At 58.3% G+C, this 19,399-nt stretch carries 18 protein-coding genes; 9 read left to right on the top strand and 9 right to left on the bottom strand.

The window, feature by feature from the left end; genetic code table 11:
• Positions 1–235 precede the first annotated feature (235 nt).
• Together K6M89_RS28260 and ligD are read right to left on the bottom strand one after the other, a co-directional pair.
• A complete protein-coding gene (locus K6M89_RS28260; RefSeq protein ID WP_010031308.1) occupies positions 236–1,009 on the bottom strand; it encodes an SOS response-associated peptidase family protein in 774 nt (257 codons plus the stop codon).
• 60 nt (positions 1,010–1,069) lie between these two features.
• Positions 1,070–2,137 carry a non-homologous end-joining DNA ligase gene (gene ligD / locus K6M89_RS28255; protein ID WP_018247130.1) on the bottom strand — a complete coding sequence of 356 codons (1,068 nt, stop codon included), beginning with the start codon at positions 2,135–2,137 and terminating at the stop codon, positions 1,070–1,072.
• Positions 2,138–2,419: 282 nt separating this feature from the next.
• Here ligD and K6M89_RS28250 point away from each other — a divergent pair, with 282 nt between their 5' ends.
• From K6M89_RS28250 to K6M89_RS28240, 3 genes are read left to right on the top strand one after another with little or no spacing between them, the layout of a single operon-like run.
• Positions 2,420–3,196 carry an ImuA family protein gene (locus tag K6M89_RS28250; RefSeq protein WP_004680469.1) on the top strand — a complete coding sequence of 259 codons (777 nt, stop codon included), beginning with the start codon at positions 2,420–2,422 and terminating at the stop codon, positions 3,194–3,196.
• Positions 3,117–4,628 (top strand): Y-family DNA polymerase, encoded by a 1,512-nt coding sequence (locus tag K6M89_RS28245; RefSeq protein WP_004680468.1) that lies wholly within the window; start codon positions 3,117–3,119, stop codon positions 4,626–4,628. Before K6M89_RS28250 ends, K6M89_RS28245 begins: the two co-directional genes overlap by 80 nt.
• Positions 4,625–7,879, top strand: a complete 3,255-nt coding sequence (locus K6M89_RS28240) for an error-prone DNA polymerase (RefSeq protein ID WP_004680467.1) — start codon at positions 4,625–4,627, stop codon at positions 7,877–7,879. Before K6M89_RS28245 ends, K6M89_RS28240 begins: the two co-directional genes overlap by 4 nt.
• 79 nt (positions 7,880–7,958) lie before the next feature.
• Here the strand turns inward: K6M89_RS28240 and K6M89_RS28235 are convergent, their stop codons facing one another.
• Positions 7,959–8,186 (bottom strand): type II toxin-antitoxin system RelB family anti-toxin, encoded by a 228-nt coding sequence (locus K6M89_RS28235; protein ID WP_004680466.1) that lies wholly within the window; start codon positions 8,184–8,186, stop codon positions 7,959–7,961.
• Positions 8,187–8,617: 431 nt separating this feature from the next.
• Here K6M89_RS28235 and K6M89_RS28230 point away from each other — a divergent pair, with 431 nt between their 5' ends.
• Positions 8,618–9,727, top strand: a complete 1,110-nt coding sequence (locus K6M89_RS28230) for a hypothetical protein (protein ID WP_018247131.1) — start codon at positions 8,618–8,620, stop codon at positions 9,725–9,727.
• 90 nt (positions 9,728–9,817) lie between these two features.
• Here the strand turns inward: K6M89_RS28230 and K6M89_RS28225 are convergent, their stop codons facing one another.
• From K6M89_RS28225 to K6M89_RS28210, 4 genes are all read right to left on the bottom strand, one after another.
• On the bottom strand, positions 9,818–10,630 hold the full coding sequence (locus K6M89_RS28225; protein WP_018247132.1) for an IS5 family transposase: 813 nt from the start codon (positions 10,628–10,630) through the stop codon (positions 9,818–9,820).
• Between the two features lie 253 nt (positions 10,631–10,883).
• The gene (locus K6M89_RS28220; protein WP_225881307.1) at positions 10,884–12,983 is read right to left on the bottom strand and encodes a hypothetical protein; all 2,100 of its coding nucleotides are present in this window, start codon (positions 12,981–12,983) and stop codon (positions 10,884–10,886) included.
• A 139-nt stretch (positions 12,984–13,122) separates the two neighbouring features.
• Complete coding sequence (locus K6M89_RS28215) at positions 13,123–13,266, bottom strand: hypothetical protein (RefSeq protein ID WP_155774532.1); 144 nt, start codon at positions 13,264–13,266, stop codon at positions 13,123–13,125.
• Between the two features lie 129 nt (positions 13,267–13,395).
• The gene (locus K6M89_RS28210) at positions 13,396–14,139 is read right to left on the bottom strand and encodes an SDR family NAD(P)-dependent oxidoreductase (protein WP_018247133.1); all 744 of its coding nucleotides are present in this window, start codon (positions 14,137–14,139) and stop codon (positions 13,396–13,398) included.
• 70 nt (positions 14,140–14,209) lie between these two features.
• On the opposite strand from K6M89_RS28210, the gene K6M89_RS28205 reads away from it, so the two are divergent.
• From K6M89_RS28205 to K6M89_RS28195, 3 genes are all read left to right on the top strand, one after another.
• Positions 14,210–14,839 carry a TetR/AcrR family transcriptional regulator gene (locus K6M89_RS28205; protein ID WP_010030804.1) on the top strand — a complete coding sequence of 210 codons (630 nt, stop codon included), beginning with the start codon at positions 14,210–14,212 and terminating at the stop codon, positions 14,837–14,839.
• A gap of 395 nt (positions 14,840–15,234) precedes the next feature.
• Positions 15,235–15,417, top strand: a complete 183-nt coding sequence (locus tag K6M89_RS28200; protein WP_010030806.1) for a PDZ domain-containing protein — start codon at positions 15,235–15,237, stop codon at positions 15,415–15,417.
• A gap of 123 nt (positions 15,418–15,540) precedes the next feature.
• Entirely contained in the window at positions 15,541–16,188 is a 648-nt protein-coding gene (locus K6M89_RS28195; RefSeq protein WP_004674356.1) for a BON domain-containing protein, read from the top strand.
• On the opposite strand, the gene K6M89_RS28190 is transcribed toward K6M89_RS28195, so the two are convergent.
• A complete protein-coding gene (locus tag K6M89_RS28190; protein WP_004674359.1) occupies positions 16,154–17,032 on the bottom strand; it encodes a response regulator in 879 nt (292 codons plus the stop codon). The genes K6M89_RS28195 and K6M89_RS28190 overlap by 35 nt on opposite strands.
• Positions 17,033–17,351: 319 nt before the next feature.
• Here K6M89_RS28190 and K6M89_RS28185 point away from each other — a divergent pair, with 319 nt between their 5' ends.
• Entirely contained in the window at positions 17,352–17,582 is a 231-nt protein-coding gene (locus K6M89_RS28185) for a hypothetical protein (RefSeq protein ID WP_004674360.1), read from the top strand.
• Positions 17,583–17,801: 219 nt separating this feature from the next.
• Positions 17,802–17,939, top strand: a complete 138-nt coding sequence (locus tag K6M89_RS28180; RefSeq protein ID WP_257784652.1) for a hypothetical protein — start codon at positions 17,802–17,804, stop codon at positions 17,937–17,939.
• A 220-nt stretch (positions 17,940–18,159) separates the two neighbouring features.
• On the opposite strand, the gene K6M89_RS28175 is transcribed toward K6M89_RS28180, so the two are convergent.
• On the bottom strand, positions 18,160–19,212 hold the full coding sequence (locus tag K6M89_RS28175) for a type III polyketide synthase (RefSeq protein ID WP_004674362.1): 1,053 nt from the start codon (positions 19,210–19,212) through the stop codon (positions 18,160–18,162).
• Positions 19,213–19,399: the final 187 nt, after the last annotated feature.

Raw genomic sequence — 19,399 nt, 5'->3', positions numbered from 1 at the left:
ATCTGAATGCTGGCGATCAAAGAAGCCTCTGGTATCCTCAGGGCATCGAAGCAATGCACCTCCTCCCGCAGGGCTTCGTGTTTCAGGCGACCCACCCCTCCTCCCAAGGGACGTCTGACGGAACAGCGGCACTCCTCCTCCCAGCCGTTGTTCAATTCTTTCGAAAAGCCTGCCGCACCTCCTCCCGCTGCAGGCTTTTTCGTTTTACGACAGATTCGTGGTCTGAGATCAGGCGTCAAAGCAGACTACCCTGTTCCACCGGCTCTCCGGATTTCGACACGATCGTAGATCCGTATGGTTCGCGTGAAGAAATGATGAGCGCATCATTCTGTAGTGGTCGAGCGAGGTGCTTTGCCTCGTCCCAAGGCGCCCGCATCCAGATGTCGGTTTCTTCCTTTGTCAGCAACAGTACCGGCATGGCCTTCTCGTGGATGGGCTTGACGAGATCGTTGGGATCCGTGGTGAGAAACCCATAGAGGTCGTCAGTGGTCAGGCCGTCCCTGACCTTCCGCACGCTTTTCCACTGCGGCACATGAATGCCCGCAAAGAACATCAGCGATTTCGCCTCATCGCGGGCAAACCAGGTATTGGGTACCTTGCCGCCGGTTTCCTGGCTTGCCGGATCCGGTTCGGCAAAGCTTGTGACCGGGACCAGGCATCGATGCTCGATGCCAAACCATCGTGTCCAGTGGGGAAGGTTAAGCTTGCGGACATTGGTCACGCCCCGGTCCGGTTCCATGCGGATGAGCTCGTCCATTTCGACTGCCTGACCCTTGGCTCTCAGTTTCTCCGCCCGAGCTTCCGCAGCCTTCTTTTGCACGAAAATCGGCGATGGCAGGCCCCAGCGCGCATGCACGAGCTGCTTTCTTCCGTCAGCCGTGTTGCGGACGACCGGCCCCATCTGGTCGGGGTTCATCTGATAGGCCGGCATCAGATTGATCAGGCTTTCGGCATCCTGGGCCCACTTCGCGACCCAGTCCTTGTCTTCCATCCGGTAGAGATTGCACATCCAACGCCATCCACGTTCGCAAGGTCGTGGAAGACAATCTAACGGACGATACCGATTTCGCTAGTCGAGCGTGAAGACGTCGGCATTGTCCTGACGTTCCCGCAAGCCCTTGTAGGATGGATGCCGCAGTTTGCCGTCTCCGGTCCAGGCCCGAAACTCGATCTCGGCGATCAAGGTCGGCGCGACCCAGACGATGTCAGCTTTCCCGGCGAAGGACACAGGTGGCTGCTTTTGCTTCCAGCGCAGATTGTCGAGCGTCTTGCGCAGCCTATCCATCTCGGCTTGCTTGAAGCCCGTGCCGACGCTCCCAACATGAACAAGATCATGGTCGCGGTAGGCGGCAAGCACGAGAGACCCGAAGCCGCCAAGCGACGCCGTGGATGGCTCATAGCCGACGATCATGAAGGCTTCGCTCTCAACGCATTTGACCTTCACCCAGTCGCCGGTGCGGCCGGAGCGATAGGGCTGATCGAGGTTCTTGCCGACGATGCCTTCGAGACCAAGGCGGCAAACGTTCTCAAGCAGGACAGCGGGATCCGCGTCGAACGTCTCCGAAAGACGGATGGCGCCATCTTTCTCGGTGAGCGTATCCTCAAGAAGATGCCGGCGCGAGCGGTATTCGATCCCGCGCAGATCATGGCCGTCGAGATAAATTAGATCGAAGGCGTAGAGAATGGCGTCCGAGGCGCGGTTGCCAGCGGCCTTTCCAGAAGCGCCGAGCGATTGCTGCAGCAGCTCAAAATCCGGTCGCCCTTCTTGGTCAAGCACCACCGCCTCGCCATCGATGATCATCGTCGCCGGCCCGAGCGCCCGAGCGGCCTCTGCTATATCAGGAAAGCGATGCGTCCAATCATGGCCACCACGTGTAAGGATGCGCACACCTTGCGGCTCGATATGGACCGCCAGGCGATAGCCGTCCCATTTCAGCTCCCAGCTCCACTGATCACCTTTTGGCGGATGTGCCTTCAGCTCAGCCAGCGCTGGCTCAACCCGATCGGGCATGGGATCGAAAAGCAGCTGTGGCTGTGCCGGATTGCGTTTCCTGCGTGGCTTCGAGCGGATCGGAGCTTCGCCGTCACGAAGAAGCGGCTTTGTTCTAGGTGGGTTTGACCTGGGAGGCTTTGTCATGGCTGAAGTGCAGCACAAAAAGCTTAAGAACATTGCGACGAACTGACTTCTTTCCCCGCTATCCACCGGCAGGGCCCAAACGCCCGGAAACTGCGCCAAAAATTCTTTTCGGCCTTACGCGATTGATTCCGTTCGCAATCTTCAAGATCGCTAATGCTAGGCGAATATTCCTACGCTCAATGTGTCTTGACTCTTTGCTGGCACAAGAACAGATAGTGAACATATCGCCCGCCCGACATGATGTCGATCCCGCCAACGCGACCTTGAAGGGAGCCGTGAACGATGAATGCTGCCCGTGCCACGAGGGCCCCTGAGGAGGTTTCCGATGTGATCGCCAATCTGCGCGAGCGCATCGCATCAATGGAGGGTGCGCAGGCCAGACGTGCCGGCTGTCTGCCCTTCGGTCTGTCGGAGATCGATGCGGTCCTGCCGGGCGGTGGTCTCGCCCATGGAGCGCTGCATGAGTTCGCGGGCGGCGGTTCCGGTACTGTTGATGGCGCGGCGGCGGCACTCTGTGTGGCCGGCATTGCCGCGCGAACCAAAGGCCCCGTCGTTTGGTGTTTGACCCGACCGGATCTATTCTTTCCGGCGCTTGCCCAGGTGGGCCTCCATCCCGACCGGGTGATTTTTGTCGAGTCCGACAGGGAAGAGGATGTTCTGGCCAATATGGAGGAGGGACTGTCGTTCGGCGGTCTCGGAGCGGTCGTCGGCGAACTTGTCCGCCTGCCGATGGTCAGTTCCCGCCGATTGCAGCTAGCCGCCGAGCGAACCGGGACGATGGCTCTTGCCGTCCGGCGATGGCGACGGCAGACCGAGGCGAATGATTTTGGCCAGCCGACGGCGTCAACAACCAGATGGCGGGTCAGTGTGATGCCATCGGAAGAGCTGCCGGTACCGGGGGTGGGCAGGCCTCAATGGTTTCTTGAATTGATGCGCGTGAAAGCGGGTGAGTGTGCTGAGTTTCTCGTGAGGGCGTGTGATGACAAGGGTCGTCTCGATCTATCTTCCGGATCTGCCGACGGATCGTATTCGGCGGGCGGATCCCTCCATTTCGCCTGAACAGCCAATTGCCGTGATCGCAAGAAGCGGGTCGAAGCGATGGGTTTCGGCTGCCGACCCGGCTGCCCGGGTGGCAGGCGTGCATGTCGGCATGCCGGCGGCAAAGGCGCAGTCGCTGTTTCATGGCCTGATGATGGTCGACGCGGATATCGAAGCCGATCGGGTAGCCCTCGAACGCATCACACTGTGGGCACTAACAATCTATTCGCCGATCGTCGCGATTGACGGGATCGACGGCATCGTGATGGACACCGAAGGCGCCGACCACCTGCAGGGCGGCGAGCTGCCAATGGTGACAAAGATCGCCAACCAGTTTCTGGGCAGGAAGCTGACTGCCCGCGTGGCGGTCGCCGACAGCTGGGGTGCAGCCCATGCCTGCGCCCGCGCAATCAAGCGCGAGACGATTGTCATTCCGCCGGGTGAGACAGTGCGGGCCGTCGAAAAGCTGCCTATATCGCTCCTGCGCCTGCCGGCAACGATTGTCAGCGATCTCCGCATTCTCGGATTTCAGACGATCGGGGAGCTTGCCAATACCCCGCGCGCGCCGCTGACGTTGCGCTTTGGGCCGGAGGTTGGGCGCCGTCTCGACCAGATGCTCTGTCGCATCGCCGAGCCGATCAAGCCAATCCGGACGCCTGAGCTGGTCGAAGTCTCGAAAGCCTTCGCTGAACCAATTGGCGCTGCCGAAACGATCAACAAATATGTCGGCCGCCTCGTCGTCCAACTGGTCGATGAGCTTCAGAAGCGCGGCCTTGGGGTGCGCCGCGCCGACCTGATCGTCGAGAAGGTCGACGGCACCAGACAAGCCATTCGCGCAGGCACTGCCAAACCTGCCCGCGACGTTGCCTGGCTGACGAAACTGTTTCGGGACCGGACGGAAAAGATCGAGCCGGGTTTCGGGATCGAGAGGCTCACCCTTGTCGCCGTCATGGTAGAGCCATTGGAGGAGGCGCAGAAAGTCTCTGCTCTGGTCGAGGATGACATCACCGATGTGACACCGCTCATCGATATCTATGGAAATCGGGGCCAGCGGGTCTATCGCGTCGCGCCGGTTGCATCCGATGTGCCGGAACGTTCCGTCCGGCGGATCAGTCCCGTTGCTGAACCGATCCCTGTTGCCTGGGTGAGCCATTGGCGCCGTCCAGTCCGGCTTTTGCCACGACCCGAACTGATCGAGGCGATTGCGCTGATGCCGGACCGGCCGCCTGTTTCCATCGTCTGGCGCGGCAAGCGCCGTAAGGTCAAACGCGCCGACGGCCCGGAACGCATCTTCGGGGAGTGGTGGCAGCGTGACGCCGAGATGGAGGCGGTGCGGGACTACTTTCTCATCGAGGACGAGGCAGGCGAGCGCCTGTGGGTGTTCCGCTCCGGCGACGGAGTGGATCCCGAGACCGGGTCCCATCGCTGGTTCTGCCACGGGATCTTCGCATGAGCTACGCCGAGCTGCAGGTCACGACCCACTTTTCCTTTCTGCGCGGCGCCTCCTCTGCACAGGAATTGTTCGAGACGGCGAAACAGCTCGGCATCGAAGCACTCGGCGTCGTCGATCGCAATTCGCTGGCCGGGATCGTCCGCGCCCTGGAAGCATCTCGCGCCACGGGTCTGCGCCTGGTCGTCGGCTGTCGGCTCGATCTCGCGGATGGGATGTCTGTGCTGGTCTATCCGATGGACCGATCCGCCTATTCGCGCCTGACGCGCCTCATCACGCTGGGCAAATCGCGCGGCGGCAAGAACAACTGCATCCTGCACTGGGACGATATCGTCGCTTACTCCGAGGGGATGATCGGCATTTTGGTGCCGGATCTGCCGGATGATCTTTGCGCGATCCAGCTTCGAAAAATGGCTGAGCTGTTTGGTGATCGCGCTTACGTCTCTCTCTGTCTGCGTCGGCGACCGAACGACCAGTTGCGGCTGCATGAGATTTCCAACATGGCGGCTCGGTTCAAGGTCAGAACCGTCGTCACCAATGATGTGCTGTTTCATGAGCCGGGCCGGCGGCAATTGCAGGACATCGTTACCTGTATCCGGCACAACACCACGATCGACGATGTCGGTTTCGAGCGCGAACGCCACGCCGACCGCTACCTCAAGCCACCGGAGGAAATGGCACGCCTGTTTCCGCGCTACGCGCAAGCACTCGCGCGAACCCTGGAAATCGTGCATCGCTGCAAGTTCTCGCTTGAGGAGCTGACCTACCAGTACCCGGAGGAAGCCATCGTTCCGGGCAAGGACGCCCAGGCGTCTCTCGAGCATTATGTCTGGGAATGTGCGCCGGACCGGTACCCGGAAGGTCTGCCGCCGGACGTGTTGAAGACCGTACGCCACGAGCTCGATCTCATCCGCACCATGAAATACGCGCCGTACTTCCTGACGGTGTTTTCGATCGTGCGCTTTGCCAGAAGCCAGGGCATTCTCTGTCAGGGCAGGGGATCGGCGGCCAACAGCGCCGTCTGCTATATTCTCGGCATCACATCGATCGACCCCTCGACCAATGATCTCCTCTTCGAGCGTTTCGTCAGCCAGGAACGCGACGAGCCGCCGGATATCGATGTCGACTTCGAGCACGAACGGCGCGAGGAGGTCATCCAGTGGATCTACAAGACTTATACCAAGGAGAAGGCGGCACTTTGTGCGACCGTCACCCGATACCGGGCCAAGGGCGCAATCCGCGATGTCGGCAAGGCGCTTGGCCTGCCTGAAGATGTCATCAAGGCGCTGTCGTCAGGCATGTGGTCCTGGTCGGAAGAAATTCCCGACCGAAACATCAGGGAACTCAATCTCAACCCGGACGACCGGCGCTTAGCGCTCACCCTGAAACTGGCACAGCAGCTGATGGGCGCGCCGCGTCATCTCGGCCAGCACCCCGGCGGCTTTGTCCTCACCCATGACCGGCTGGACGATCTTGTACCGATCGAGCCGGCGACGATGAAAGACCGGCAGATCATCGAATGGGACAAGGACGATGTCGAGGCTCTGAAGTTCATGAAGGTGGATGTCTTGGCGCTCGGGATGCTCACCTGCATGGCCAAGGCTTTTGATCTCATCCGCGAGCACAAAGGGCAGGATCTTGATCTCTCGAAAATCAGCCAAGAGGATGCGGCGACCTATGCAATGATCCGCAAGGCTGACACGCTCGGCACCTTCCAGATCGAAAGCCGTGCGCAGATGGCGATGCTGCCGCGGTTAAAACCGCGCACGTTCTACGATCTCGTTGTTCAGGTGGCGATCGTGCGGCCGGGCCCAATCCAGGGCGACATGGTGCATCCCTATCTCCGTCGTCGCGAAGGCAAGGAGCCCGTCGAGTATCCGACACCCGAGTTGGAGGCGGTGCTCGGCAAGACACTTGGCGTGCCGCTGTTTCAAGAGTCAGCGATGCGCGTCGCCATGGTCTGTGCCGGCTTTACCGGTGGTGAGGCCGACCAGCTGCGCAAATCCATGGCGACCTTCAAGTTCACCGGCGGCGTCTCGCGCTTCAAGGACAAGCTGGTGTCAGGCATGGTCAAGAACGGATATTCGGCCGAGTTCGCCGAAAAGACCTTTTCGCAGTTGGAGGGCTTTGGCTCATACGGCTTTCCGGAAAGTCATGCGGCCTCCTTTGCGTTGATTGCCTACGCTTCGAACTACATCAAGTGCCATTGCCCCGACGTCTTTTGTGCAGCCCTTCTCAACAGCCAGCCAATGGGATTTTATGCTCCGGCCCAGATCGTCGGGGACGCGATCAAGCATGGCGTCGAGGTGCGGCCGGTCTGCGTCAACCGCTCGCGATGGGACTGCACGCTGGAAAGGATTGGAGGCAGCGATCGTCATGCTGTGCGCCTCGGGTTTCGGCAGGTGAAAGGGCTGGCTGTCGCGGACGCCGCACGGATCGTTGCAGCGCGCATGAACAACCCGTTCGCCTCAGTCGATGACATGTGGCGCCGGTCTAGCGTGCCGACCGAAGCGCTTGTTCAACTCGCGGAGGCCGACGCCTTTCTGCCATCGCTGAAACTCGAACGACGCGATGCGCTTTGGGCGATCAAGGCGCTGCGCGACGAGCCGTTACCGCTGTTTGCCGCCGCCGCCGAACGTGAGGCAACAGCAATTGCCGAGCAACAGGAGCCGGAGGTGGCACTTCGGCAGATGAACGACGGCCACAACGTGATCGAGGACTACAGCCACATCGGGCTGACTTTGCGCCAGCATCCGGTCGCCTTTCTGCGCAAGGGCCTGTCGGTACGCAATATCATCACCTGTGCCGAGGCGATGAATGCTCGGGATGGCCGATGGGTTTACACCGCTGGACTCGTGCTGGTGCGGCAGAAGCCGGGATCGGCCAAGGGTGTGATGTTCATCACCATCGAGGACGAGACGGGTCCGGCCAACGTCGTTGTGTGGCCGTCGCTATTCGAGAAGCGTCGGCGTATCGTACTGGGATCCTCAATGATGGCGATCAACGGGCGGATCCAGCGAGAAGGGGAGGTGGTCCATCTCGTCGCCCAGCAACTCTTCGATCTCTCAGCCGATCTGGTTGGCCTTGCCGATCGAGATACGGAGTTCAGGCTGCCGACCGGGAGAGGCGACGAGTTTGCCCATGGGGGTGGGCCGGATTCACGTGATCGGCTAAAGCCGGTCGTTCCGCGGGACATGTTCACACCCGATCTTCATATCGATACGCTGAAGGTGAAGAGCCGGAATTTTCATTGAGCGATCTGGGTAAATGTCTGGTCGGAGGCGCTATTGGTTCAAAGCGATGTTACTTCTCAGTGGCCACTTCGCTGAAAATCTAGATGTTGACCGAGGCGTCGGGGAATTTCGCGGTGATCTCGAACGTGCCGCCCAAAGCCTCCATATAGCGTCGCAGGCTGCTGACATAGATATCGCCACGCTGCTCCAGCTTTGCGACAGCCGGCTGCTTCACATAGAGTGCGCGTGCCAGATCCTGCTGAGTTTTTTCGGGCCACGCGCAGCTCGTGTAGCGCCAAGTCTTCGAGAATTGTCTTTGTCGCTTCATCTTGCGGGCACGGCCTTCTGGGCCATTCTGTTGTGCAAGGTGTCGGATGAGAAGGGGAGGGAAAGGAAGTTGCTGCCGTTTGGCTTCTAGAAGCCCCGACTGCCCTTACAATATCGTCCTGAACGGCCTCGATCAGCGTCGTGTACCACTCACCAAACTCGTCGTTTATTGGGGGAACAAGAGGCGTGCGAAGCATACGCTAAGGGCGAACGGAATGAGAATTTAGGCTCCCGCAATGCGACGCTCTCGCTGAGAACGTCGCGCAGTGTTCAGGCACTGTGATGATTAGTCCGGACCTGCGAGCGAAGCTCGTCTCGTCGCCCAAGAACCTAGAGAATTAGTAACGTAAGGTTGTTACTTAGGTGTATTGGCGGTGGCGAATGTATGGCGACCGGGCAAATGAATAGACGCTCAATGCAGAAACAGAGAATATGACCGTACACACTTTCAAATCCTCTTCCAGCTCTCCCGAAATAATTAAGATCAACAAAGGCTTAATCCGCGAGAATTACCGGAACCGAAGGCAGACAAATGTGATGGTGGACACCAACATCCTGCTGACGATTGAAATCGCGTATAACGGATCGCAGCGGCATAAGGACTTGAAAGACGCAGGCATTGTCGATCTGGCAAGGTTGATCGAGACGACGTCAAAATACGGCGTTTTCATATCGCCTGCTGCTGCCTACCAGGAGCTTCCGCCGGGGCGACGGGCTCCGGTCGAGGCTGCGTTCGAAAGGTTTTGCAGAGACTACCTGCCCAAGTTCCGGGATGACCCTAACTCAGTGAAGGTTCCTTTCGCCGGCGAAAGTTTTGAGCCCGAGGCCTTCAGTGCACTATCACCGGAGCGTCAGACGACCATCGCCTGCTCTTATGCGTCACTGCTGGCCTTAAACATTATTTATCGCCTGGAAGCGTTGGACGGGTTTGAAAAATTCACGCTCTACATCGACTACTGCGAGGAAGTCCTTAACCTCATCAGCCTGAAGGAATTGTCGATCGCGCGATACGTATTCGCTCCTGAAAAGGGTATGACTGACGTTGTGAGGACGCGGAAGTCGGCCACTGTGAACAATTTCACGAAACTGAAGAAGGGCGGCGCCAAAGGCTTGACCCGGGTCCAAGAGCTACACCGTATCGCGCTGAACGGTGCTAATGACCTAAAACTGATCTCCGCCGCTGATATCGTGAATAATTCACGAGAGCAGTTCATGTTTGGAGTGATCGAGCACGATGTGTGGATCGCGACTCGTGACGAAAAACTCTACGAGTTCTGCCGCGCATGTCCAGGTTTCGTTGGCTGGGGGGCCGGGGGACCCCTTGCCCGCTTCGTTGACACACACGCAGATATAAAAGGCACCCGCTATTGGAAGGACACCATAGACCTGCAACAGCAAAGGCTCGAAGCGCGTTACGCAACGGTTGATCGAGCCAAGGAAATGGACGACATCGTGGCGGCGGCTTTCAATATTGAAGCTGACCTCTTGGACGATAGGGCAATCGGGTACTTTTCAAAGAGATCATGGAGATCTCAAGGGTGACGAGCATTTGCGTCTAAAAACCTCGACAGAGCTATGGTCGGCACTGAGCAGGTAAAAAACCGTGCCACTAAGAGTCCGTGCCGAAACTGGTCATGATTGGCGTGCGATGCGTCTGACGAGGATCATGACGGCTGCCGCGTAGAGGAAAGCGGTGGCGGATTCGATGGTCGCCTCGGCGTCCTTCCATAGCCTGCGGTTACGGCTGATCCAGGCGAAGAAGCGCTCGACCACCCATCGCCTCGGCTGCACGGCGAAGCCGATCTGATCGGGCTTTCGCCTGACAATTTCGACTGCAATGGACGTGGCTTCGGCCACGCGCGGGCCTTGGTAGCCTGCATCGGCGAAGACCTTGCCGACAAATGGAAATGGCCGCCGCGAGGCTTGCAGCACCGGGCCCGCTCCGTCGCGGTCCTGGATATTGGCCGGATGCGGGAACAGCACCAGCGCCCGACCGTCGGTGTCGACCAGTGCATGGCGCTTGCGGCCCTTGATCTTCTTGCCCGCATCATAGCCGCGCGGCCCGCCGCTCTCGCAGGTCTTGACCGTCTGGCTGTCGATGACCGAGGCCGTGGGCGAGGCCTCGCGTCCGCATCGCTGCCGATCCTGCATCAGAAGCTGGTGATTGATCTTCTCGAACAGGCAGTCGTCGCGGAACCGGCAGAACCACCGGAACACCGTGCTTCTCGGCGGAAAGTCGGACGGCAGAAGCCGCCAGCCGATGCCGCCGCGCATGACATAGAAGATTGCATTCATGATCTCGCGCAGCGGCCATCCGCGCGGACGTCCCGTCTTCGCCGCAGCCGGCATCATCGGCGCAATCAAATTCCACTCGCGATCCGTCAGATCGGTTTCATAACGCAGGCTTTCTCGGTTATGCTGGCGACGGGTAGCTGGCGTCCACATCAGGTCTCTCCGATTAGGCTTCGACACCCAATTCGGAATCACGACCGCGCCAGCTACTCAACCCTTTCGAGACGGGCTCTTAGGTATGCTTCCGGATCACCGAGCATGTTTTGTATCGGAGACGTCACCGGGAATATGCCGTGGATCTATCAACCGATACAAATATACGTCTATTTCGCTCTCTTCGGGTGGTGCAGTTACATCGGCGTTCAGACAAAGAGAACTTGGTCGAAGTTTCGCGGAACTGATAGTGTCACCAATGCCAATTCCCAGGGTTAAGATCGGAACGCTCAAGATCATCCTTTGCTTTCTGAGCGGCATCGGCGATCCCCTTCGCGAGATCGGCGGCAGCCTTCGCGGCGGCATCTGCTGCAGCTTTGGCGTTGTCGACTGCGCCCTGAACGCCTTTCGTCCCCTCCCGCCAGGCGTTGTCAGGAAGATCTTTGAGGGAGTCGAAAGGCCGCTCGTAGAGCTTGGTCAATTCTTTTTTCGTTTCCTCCGCCACATGCTGCCCCGCCCGAACGGCGTCCATGATTGCTTTGGCAAGCAAGTTCTTATCTAGTAGCGTGACATTCCAAGACTTAAGAATGAAGTTGTCATCGGGCTCGCAGGCAATAGCGGGAACGGCTTCGTTAAGGGCTGTCTTGAAAGCGTCAAACTGTTCCTTCGAAACCGGACCCGCATCACCCGTTTTTGGAACTATCGAGTAACCTGCGGAGAGCTCAAGATAATCCGCCCCCACCACGACGTCCTTCGGATCCCATGCGACCTCAACACCTCTGCGACCGAAGTTCGTATACTCGCGTTCGTCGGGCCTTGGCTCCTCGTTTTTGCCGAAGGGGTAGAATGTCGGGAGGCTGGAGATCAAAATTGAAGGCGCTTGTTTCCCGCCGCCGATGTTGCGCTCAACGTCAATCCTCAACTGATGAATGGTAAGCCACGCATTCGCCGCGATGTCGCTAGGCGCGCTCGGGGTAACGCCAATGGTTATACGTCGGCAGGCAAGCTCGGGTATCAGAACAATCGCCGAGCCGGCGGCGACCGTTTGCTTCGCCACTTTTATCGAGACTGGAAGATCGAGTGACGTTTTGGCGTGAAGATCGATATCATTGCCAAAACCTCCTCCAACAAAGGCGGCATTCGTGTGGGTGTGCAGTTCCACTTTCAGGCTTGCATCTACTCGAAGTGCGGTTTGAAGGCCAACCCCAGGCACCCACTTGATGTCTGGTGGCTGAACGTCGAACAATCCGGAGAGAAATGACGGCCCACGTGGCGTGACGACAAGGCTGACCTCACCTAAGAGGTCGTCCTTCAGCAAGGCTGGGTGAGCGATCTCTCCGCTCGCATTGGAACTGCTGATCGAGCCCGTCGTTGCCTGACGGAGCTCTGAAGCCATCTCTAAAATCGGAGTATTGTGGATTCGGACATAGACGAGATCGCGATCGTCGCGGAAAGGGCGCAGACGGTCGGAAACCGATTTCCTGCGGCGCTCAAGCGCTTCAGAAGTCGTTTCTTTTGTTTCGGCCAAGTGCGAGAAGACCTCGTCGATAGTTTTTCCGCCGAGCATCCAAATGCCGTTTGTCGTCGATACGGGGATTTCGGCTGCAATGCTTCTATGAAGCTTGTCGCGATTGATCTTAATCGCAAGATCATACCCGCCGCTCACTTCGAACTTGTTGTGACTGGAATTCGCTTTGCCAATGTCCAGTTCTAAGTCACTCACAATGCTTGGCCCCGGAATAACGAGTTCCTTGCCCCAACCCGTAAAAGCTCCGTCGGCGATTAGTTCGGCTAAGAGGTCCCCCGAACTTAATGATAAATTTCCCCAATTGAATTTAGGCTTAACTGCGTACGGGACGAGATGAAGGCGGATTGCGTTCCGGCCTTTGTCGTCCTTGTCGGGCAGCGGAAGGAGCATGGTATCGAGTTCAGCAAATGCTGTCGTTCCTGCCCACCAAGACGTCTTTTTATCGGCTTGATAATGAGCGGAAAGCGATAATTTGGCATGAAATGAGCCATCGTTCGTGCTCAGCACCGCTTCTTCGACCCGCACTATGACTGCGCCATCATAGTGTCCTTCGGGATCCTTATCGCCGAGGCGAACGACGCGTTCGATCCCATTGAGCCCGCTTACAAGTCCTCTCAGCGCGCGCTCGGGTAGAAAGATGCGGTTGCTCCAGTCGTCTGGCTTGGCCCCGGTTTGTAGAATGGCTTCGGTGAGGGCCAGCGAGCGCTCTTGCAACGCAAGTGTCTCTTCGAGTCTCCGCTCTTCAAACAGATGATAAAGATATGTCCCAGCTACACCGCAGACCAACACGACGATGGCGGCAAGTCCAATTAAAAGTTTCCTCATGTCGTTCCCCCAGGTTGCCACAATGGTGCACATTATTATTGTATTTTTCACCATAAATCTTGCACCGGCTGGCGAACTCAAGCGTCCCTAAGATCGACCCGGACATATCCGGGCGATCATACATGAGTGTACGGCCGGCTCACTGAGCCGGAGCCGCTTCGGCATAGCCGATCTCGTCGAAGACGGTGAAGGTGATCTCGCTCGGGCCGGCAAGCTCCTTCATGCGGCGAGCGATATGGAACGCGATGACAACAATGCACCCGGAAGCGCTGCTTCGACACAACTTACTATTGACGCGCCCGGCTGCGATTGGACGACCCCATGAGTTTAACTGCGTGCTATCCCTTGACCCAGGATAATAGAATTCGATCGCATTGAGAACGACCGTTGCGCGGTCGCTCGATGGTAATATCTAAAAGATCATGCCGCCCGCGACGTCGATCGTGCTTCCCGTTATCCAATCCGCGTCGCTAGATACCGCGAAGGAGACTGCTGCGGCGATGTCAGTAGGCTCGCCTATTCGACCTAGCGGCGTTTTACCGATCAAGTAGCCATCGGACGCAACGTCTCGGATATCGGCGTTGCCTTCCGTGGCGGTGAAACCGGGGGCGATCCCTACTACCCGAATCTTGCGAGATCCCAGCTCAAGCGCGAGAGACCGCGTGAGCGTGTTGACCGCTCCCTTCGTTGAGCAGTAAGCGTGCACAGTAGGATAAGGACTTTGCGCCATTCCGGAGCTGATATTAACGATCACGCCTCCTTCACCCAATTCGCGAGCCGCGGCCTGCGTCATAAGAAGAAGGCCGCGCACGTTAAGAGCAAAGTGCTCGTCGATGCTCGCAGCGGTTAGGCTTTCAAGGCTGTCCATTTTATAGACAGCCGCATTGTTGATGAGAATGTCCAACTTTCCGAACTTCTCGATGGTAGCGCGAACGAGGGACGAAATTTCGGCCGGGTTGGAGATGTCGGCTTTGATTGCGAATGCGGAGCCGCCAGCCGCCGTAATTCTATCGACGACGGCCTGCGCCATGTCCGACGATCGGGCGTAGTTCACGATTACAGAGGCGCCATCCGCAGCCAAGCGCTCAGCAATGCCAGCGCCAATGCCCTTCGACGACCCGGTCACGATCGCGACTTTCCCAGTAAGCTTTTGCATATCTTAATTTCCTATCAATCACTAGGAAACACATTTATGGGACTTGAACACAGCCGTCAAGAGTTTAATAATGATCACTATGATTGACGACCTTTATCATGCGCCTAGGAAGGGTGGACGGCCCCTGTCCTTTGACCGGGATGCTGCTCTCCAAAAGGCGATGGTGCTGTTCTGGCGGTACGGCTATGAAGGGACATCTCTCGCCACATTGACCGCCGCGCTCGGGGTCAAACCGTCGAGCATCTACACCGCCTTCGGAGACAAGAAGCGGTTGTTTCTGGAGGCTGTCGAACTCTATCTCGCGAGCGGGCCGGCAGTTGAGGACGTGGTCAGCGACGGAAAGTCGCTCACGGAGGTCGTCCACGAGTTGCTTGTCAATGCGGCTACCAAGTTTACCGGAGAGGAAACCCCTCGGGGCTGCTTGCTGGCAACGTCGGTCATAAGCTGTTCACAAGACTCGATGGATCTGCAGGAGATGCTTGCCGGCATCAGGCGCCATCTTGAGGCACAGCTACTGATTCGAATTTCCTACGCCATAGATAAAGGCGAAATAGGCCCAGACGTAAATCCGGTAGCGCTTGCGGGGCTCATCATGGCTGTTGCGCAGGGCATGTCGACCCTCGCACGCGATGGCGCATCGCGATCCCATCTTATGTCGATCGTCGATATCACGTTAGCGTCATTACCTTTTCGAACATAAGTCTTAGGTGCCGTTGCTCTTGAATATCAAATAAAGCGGCGGGCCTCGCGCGACGTGCACTAATGGCGCAGGCTCATCGCGCCGTACGAATCGTTCGCGCTCAGCATCCTGGTTCCACGTGTGTAACAACGCCTGATCCCGCACTATATGGAGTCCCCGCCATTCCGCCGTATCCGCTTATACGCTTCTAACTGAGCGGCGAGATGTGCTTCACAGAGTATCAGGAATATCTGTGCCAGTGATGACGCTAAAGGCGGAATGGTGACCTTCGATGCTGATTTTGAATTGGTCATGGCGCGGCTACGGCCGCTAACGACTCCACAACACAGGTGCACTTCTGGCTTCGATACTGCAGTTCCCATAAATAGACTTTGGCAATATGTTATAACGCCACAGTGCAATCATCGGCACAGGCCGGCCTGCAGCCGGACGACGTTATCGTCGCTCTCGACCAGCAGCCGGTGACGGACGTCGGGCAACTCCTCTCAATACTCGTGAAGGAGCATGCCCGTGCTCTCATCACCGTCGTGAGGAACGGCCACCGCCTCTTCGTGGCCGCTGACGTGCAGACCCAGTAGCAGCCCGCAGACCGTGTTCTGTCCGCTGAAATTCCAAGGTCGCTCTCGTGCTTGATGAAGATCAACGACGAAAATCTGCGGCGCTGTCACGATCGGCACGTCGCAAACCTGAAGGAGGTTGTCATGAACGACATTCAACTCAGACAGAACATTCTCGACGAAATGGAATTCGAGCCCAGCATCGACGCGGCTGATATCGGCGTCGCGGTCGATAGCGGGATCGTCACACTGACTGGTCACGTGCGCACCTACGCGGAGAAAGAAGCCGCAGAGCGCGTGGTTAGTCGCGTCAAGGGCGTGCGCGGAATAGCTGCCGATATCGAGGTCCGGATTTTCGGGCCGAAGGAAACAGACGACGACTACATCGCCCGGCGCGCTGTCAAAATGCTCGACTGGAACGTTTCCGTGCCAAAGGATTCGGTGCAGGTGCGGGTCCTCAAAGGGTGGATCACCTTGCGGGGAGAGGTCGAGTGGCAATATCAAAAGAACGCGGCCTACGACGCCGTGCGGGATCTCGCCGGCGTAGTAGGGGTGTCCAACCTAGTGGAGCTGAAGCCGCATATTACGGCGGTGGATGTCAAGAAACGCATCGAGGATGCTTTCCAGCGCGACGCCGCTCTTGAGGCCGATGCAATCAGAATCGACGTCCAAGGCAGAAAGGTAATCCTCTCCGGCAAGGTGAAGACCTGGTCGGAACGGCAGGCGGCGGAGCGCGCTGCATGGTCCGCTCCAGGGATCAGCACTCTCGACGACCGACTGACGGTCGGGTGATCGAATATCGGGATTGGCTAGACATTACTGCTCTGCCCACACTCAGCAGCAAGGGCGCCGCTGAGCGCCCTTCGCATAGAGCCCAATTTCCTTGATCGACTTGCGCGCAGATCTCGTCTTCGGAACGAAATTCCGCACCACCCGTTGCAGAGCCTCCGTCGCGAGCACAAGGCGACCATTGATGTTCTTGGAGAGCGACCTTGGGTGGCGACGTAGGCTGGGATCTTCCGCGAAGAAAGATATGAGTCCCCGCAACGGCAGCGCGATTGAGGTTCGGGTTTGATTTTTCTAAATTGAAATCCTGCTGTCGAGCAGAATCGCTATTAGGCCTCGCGGCGAGCAGCAGCCTGAGACGGGTCGACATCTCCGATGCAGTGTACGGCTTCTTCAGCCAGCCGGCGCCCGCTTCGATCTCCTTGTCCGCGGCATGGGGTTCAGAAAAGCCCGACGTCAGGAGAATTTTCACCCTCGGCCAGCGCTCCCGGACATTCCGGGCCAGTTCGTCGTCGTTCATTCCCGGCATGGCCACATCACTGAACAGGAGCGCTACGTCATGCCCCGCCTCCAGCTCCTTCAACGCGTCGATCCCGTTCGTAGCTTCGATCACGAAGTAGGCAAGCGTCTGCAGGCGGCTGACCGTCACTCGGCGAACTCTCGCGTCGTCCTCGACCACCAGGATAGTTTCCGTGCCCCGAGGCGGGGCTTCCTCAGCCCGCTGCTCGTTCGGATGAGAATCCTTTCCGGCGTCGGCGCGTGGAAGAAAGAGGCGCACCGTCGTCCCTTCGCCAAGTTCGCTGTAGAGCTGCAGGTGCCCTGCGGATTGCTTTGCGAAACCGTAGACCATGCTCAGCCCAAGCCCCGTTCCCGAGCCCGTCGGTTTCGCGGTGAAGAACGGTCGAAAGCCCTCTCCATCACATCGGACGTCATTCCGGTGCCGGTGTCGGTCACGGAAATGAGGACGTAGCTGCCGGGGCGGATCGCCGGGTACATCAGGACATAGTCGGAGTCGATCTTGCAACAGAGCCCTTGCAGGCGGGCACCTCAAAGCAGACAGGAGCTGCGATGGAGGACAAGGCTTCGCAGGTTCTATCGAGCACGAAATACAGCACTGCTACCAAGCAGTTGGCAGGATCCGTGCTCTCACAATCCAACAAAAAGCGCTGATGAACGAACAAGAACTTTCGAACCAGTTTCTGTTGTTTTTCCCGGGCTTCTCGTCAACCAGTCTTATTCCGTTTCCTGCCACCTTAACTCATCATCTTCCGGAAAAGCGGCAGTTGGTTGCGAACATCCAGTGCCTCGGTCGGTGGACTCCGCTGAAGCGCCTATTTGAAGTCACTCTGCCCCACGCTTCAATGCAGCTAGGAATGGGAAGCGATGAGCAAAGTGCGTAGGAGATCAAAGTTTCCCACTCCTTGTGGCCTGCCGAGGTCGGCGATCGATGACAGGCGTAATCGAGAGACACTGGCCCCGAGACATCAATGCCGCTTGGGGGAGACGTATCTGACAACGTTGGTTGTAAATCCGCTTTTGTTTGCCGATGCACATTCAGTGCCATGGCTGGATCGCATGGTTCAGATACACGCAGATAGACATCGCGACCGATCGCGCGCGTGCCCGGCCTCGCCGAAAAGGTGCCAGATGTGACGGCAGCCTTGCATGCAAAGCTCGACGAGCACCGGGCGTTCGTACGGGAGCGTGGAGAAGACTTGCCGGAAATCCAGAATTGGCGCTGGGCACGCTCCTCCTAGTGCGACAGAGGACCGGATTGGGTAGCGACTACCACCAGCCATACTGCCGCAGCTACGCCGGCACGCAGGAGAAAGGATTCGAGTGCGAGGTGGCAACCTCGCCTTCGACTTGGGGTGTCCCACGGCAATCGCAGCCTTTGCAGCGTCAGCTATCTGTTTCGAGTCCTGTTCGTTCTGCAAACGATGCGATCTTAATACGTCCTGGAGAATGATCGCCGGGTCATGCTGCAGCCGTCAACGAGAGGCAGCTAAGGGTGAAGCCCGGTCCCATCGCCGTCAGGACAGTTCTCCTGGGTAGTCCTTGCGCAAGAAGCTTCTCGAGTACGAACAGCGCGGTTGGCGAGGACATGTTCCCATAGTCCGAGAGAACCTCACGTTCCTGGTCGAGGGTTCCCTGGCTTAGTTTAAGCGCCGATTCCAAGGCGGTGATAACCTTTGATCCACCGGGGTGGCACGCAAACCGGTCAACGTCGGCAGGAGCAAGATCTGATCGGGCGAGTATGGACGTTACGCCCTTCAGCACATGAGTTTCGGCGAACGGTGGTATCGCACGATCGAAGATCACGCCCAGACCCTCCGGATCGACGCTCCATCCCATGATGTCTAGCGTGTCGGGCCACGTATGCTGGCCTGCAAGTTCGACCTCGGCCAGACCGGTCTCACTAGCACGCACCACGCAGGCGGCGGCCCCGTCGCCGAAGAGGGCGGTCGCCACGATGTTCGCCTTCGTAAGCTTGTCCATGCGAAATGCCAACGTGCAGGTCTCGACGGCGACCACCAGCACGACTGAGCCTGGCCGGGATGCCGCCAGCCGTGACCCGATTGAAAGCCCAGAGACTCCGCCGGCACAGCCGAGGCCAAACACGGGAACCCGTTCGACATCGTCCCGGAAGCCCAGTTCTCGGCTTACCCTCGCTTCCAGACTAGGTGTCGCAATACCAGTCGAGGAGACGGTTACGATCGTGTCGACATCGCCTGCTGCAATGCCCGCCGACACGAGAGCTTTGCTGGCGGCGGCGACGAACATTGCACCCGCGCCCTCGATATGAGCGAGGTTTCGTTCGGGCCATCCCGACGTCTCGAGATACCACTCGATCGGCCGGACGGCATAGCGGCGCCGAATTCCCGAGGTTTCGAACACCCTTGCCAGCTTTTCGAAATCGTCAAATCGCGATGAGAACGCGGTGTGCGAGGCTCGCGCCGCGTCACGCTGGTCGATGACATGTGGCGGAACGGCGGTGCCGACGGATACCAGCTTGACGGGTTGCTGCATAAGACTCCTTGCGACGGCGCGGGAAGAATTTGGTACGCCGCGCGAGGACGAGACCGAACCGTAACGCCTCGATCCTCAATAAGTTGCAATGCGGGCGAGCCTGACGCCGCACTTCGTCGGAAGGCTTCAGAGACGACGACGCGTGAAGAATGCCTCCCGCGGCTTCGTGTCTGCCTTGATCCACGTC

This window comes from Rhizobium croatiense (assembly GCF_019793465.1).
GTDB classification, from domain to species: Bacteria; Pseudomonadota; Alphaproteobacteria; order Rhizobiales; family Rhizobiaceae; genus Rhizobium; species Rhizobium croatiense.
This window is presented reverse-complemented; position numbering and strand designations above follow the sequence as displayed.

What these genes read in the sequence shown, in the direction of transcription:
- K6M89_RS28260 (WP_010031308.1), bottom strand. Translation starts at nt 1,009, where the DNA reads ATGTGCAATCTCTACCGGATGGAAGACAAGGACTGGGTCGCGAAGTGG.
- ligD (WP_018247130.1), bottom strand. Translation starts at nt 2,137, where the DNA reads ATGACAAAGCCTCCCAGGTCAAACCCACCTAGAACAAAGCCGCTTCTT.
- K6M89_RS28250 (WP_004680469.1), top strand. Translation starts at nt 2,420, where the DNA reads ATGAATGCTGCCCGTGCCACGAGGGCCCCTGAGGAGGTTTCCGATGTG.
- K6M89_RS28245 (WP_004680468.1), top strand. Translation starts at nt 3,117, where the DNA reads ATGACAAGGGTCGTCTCGATCTATCTTCCGGATCTGCCGACGGATCGT.
- K6M89_RS28240 (WP_004680467.1), top strand. Translation starts at nt 4,625, where the DNA reads ATGAGCTACGCCGAGCTGCAGGTCACGACCCACTTTTCCTTTCTGCGC.
- K6M89_RS28235 (WP_004680466.1), bottom strand. Translation starts at nt 8,186, where the DNA reads ATGAAGCGACAAAGACAATTCTCGAAGACTTGGCGCTACACGAGCTGC.
- K6M89_RS28230 (WP_018247131.1), top strand. Translation starts at nt 8,618, where the DNA reads ATGACCGTACACACTTTCAAATCCTCTTCCAGCTCTCCCGAAATAATT.
- K6M89_RS28225 (WP_018247132.1), bottom strand. Translation starts at nt 10,630, where the DNA reads ATGTGGACGCCAGCTACCCGTCGCCAGCATAACCGAGAAAGCCTGCGT.
- K6M89_RS28220 (WP_225881307.1), bottom strand. Translation starts at nt 12,983, where the DNA reads ATGAGGAAACTTTTAATTGGACTTGCCGCCATCGTCGTGTTGGTCTGC.
- K6M89_RS28210 (WP_018247133.1), bottom strand. Translation starts at nt 14,139, where the DNA reads ATGCAAAAGCTTACTGGGAAAGTCGCGATCGTGACCGGGTCGTCGAAG.
- K6M89_RS28205 (WP_010030804.1), top strand. Translation starts at nt 14,210, where the DNA reads ATGATCACTATGATTGACGACCTTTATCATGCGCCTAGGAAGGGTGGA.
- K6M89_RS28195 (WP_004674356.1), top strand. Translation starts at nt 15,541, where the DNA reads ATGAACGACATTCAACTCAGACAGAACATTCTCGACGAAATGGAATTC.
- K6M89_RS28190 (WP_004674359.1), bottom strand. Translation starts at nt 17,032, where the DNA reads ATGGTCTACGGTTTCGCAAAGCAATCCGCAGGGCACCTGCAGCTCTAC.
- K6M89_RS28185 (WP_004674360.1), top strand. Translation starts at nt 17,352, where the DNA reads ATGAACGAACAAGAACTTTCGAACCAGTTTCTGTTGTTTTTCCCGGGC.
- K6M89_RS28175 (WP_004674362.1), bottom strand. Translation starts at nt 19,212, where the DNA reads ATGCAGCAACCCGTCAAGCTGGTATCCGTCGGCACCGCCGTTCCGCCA.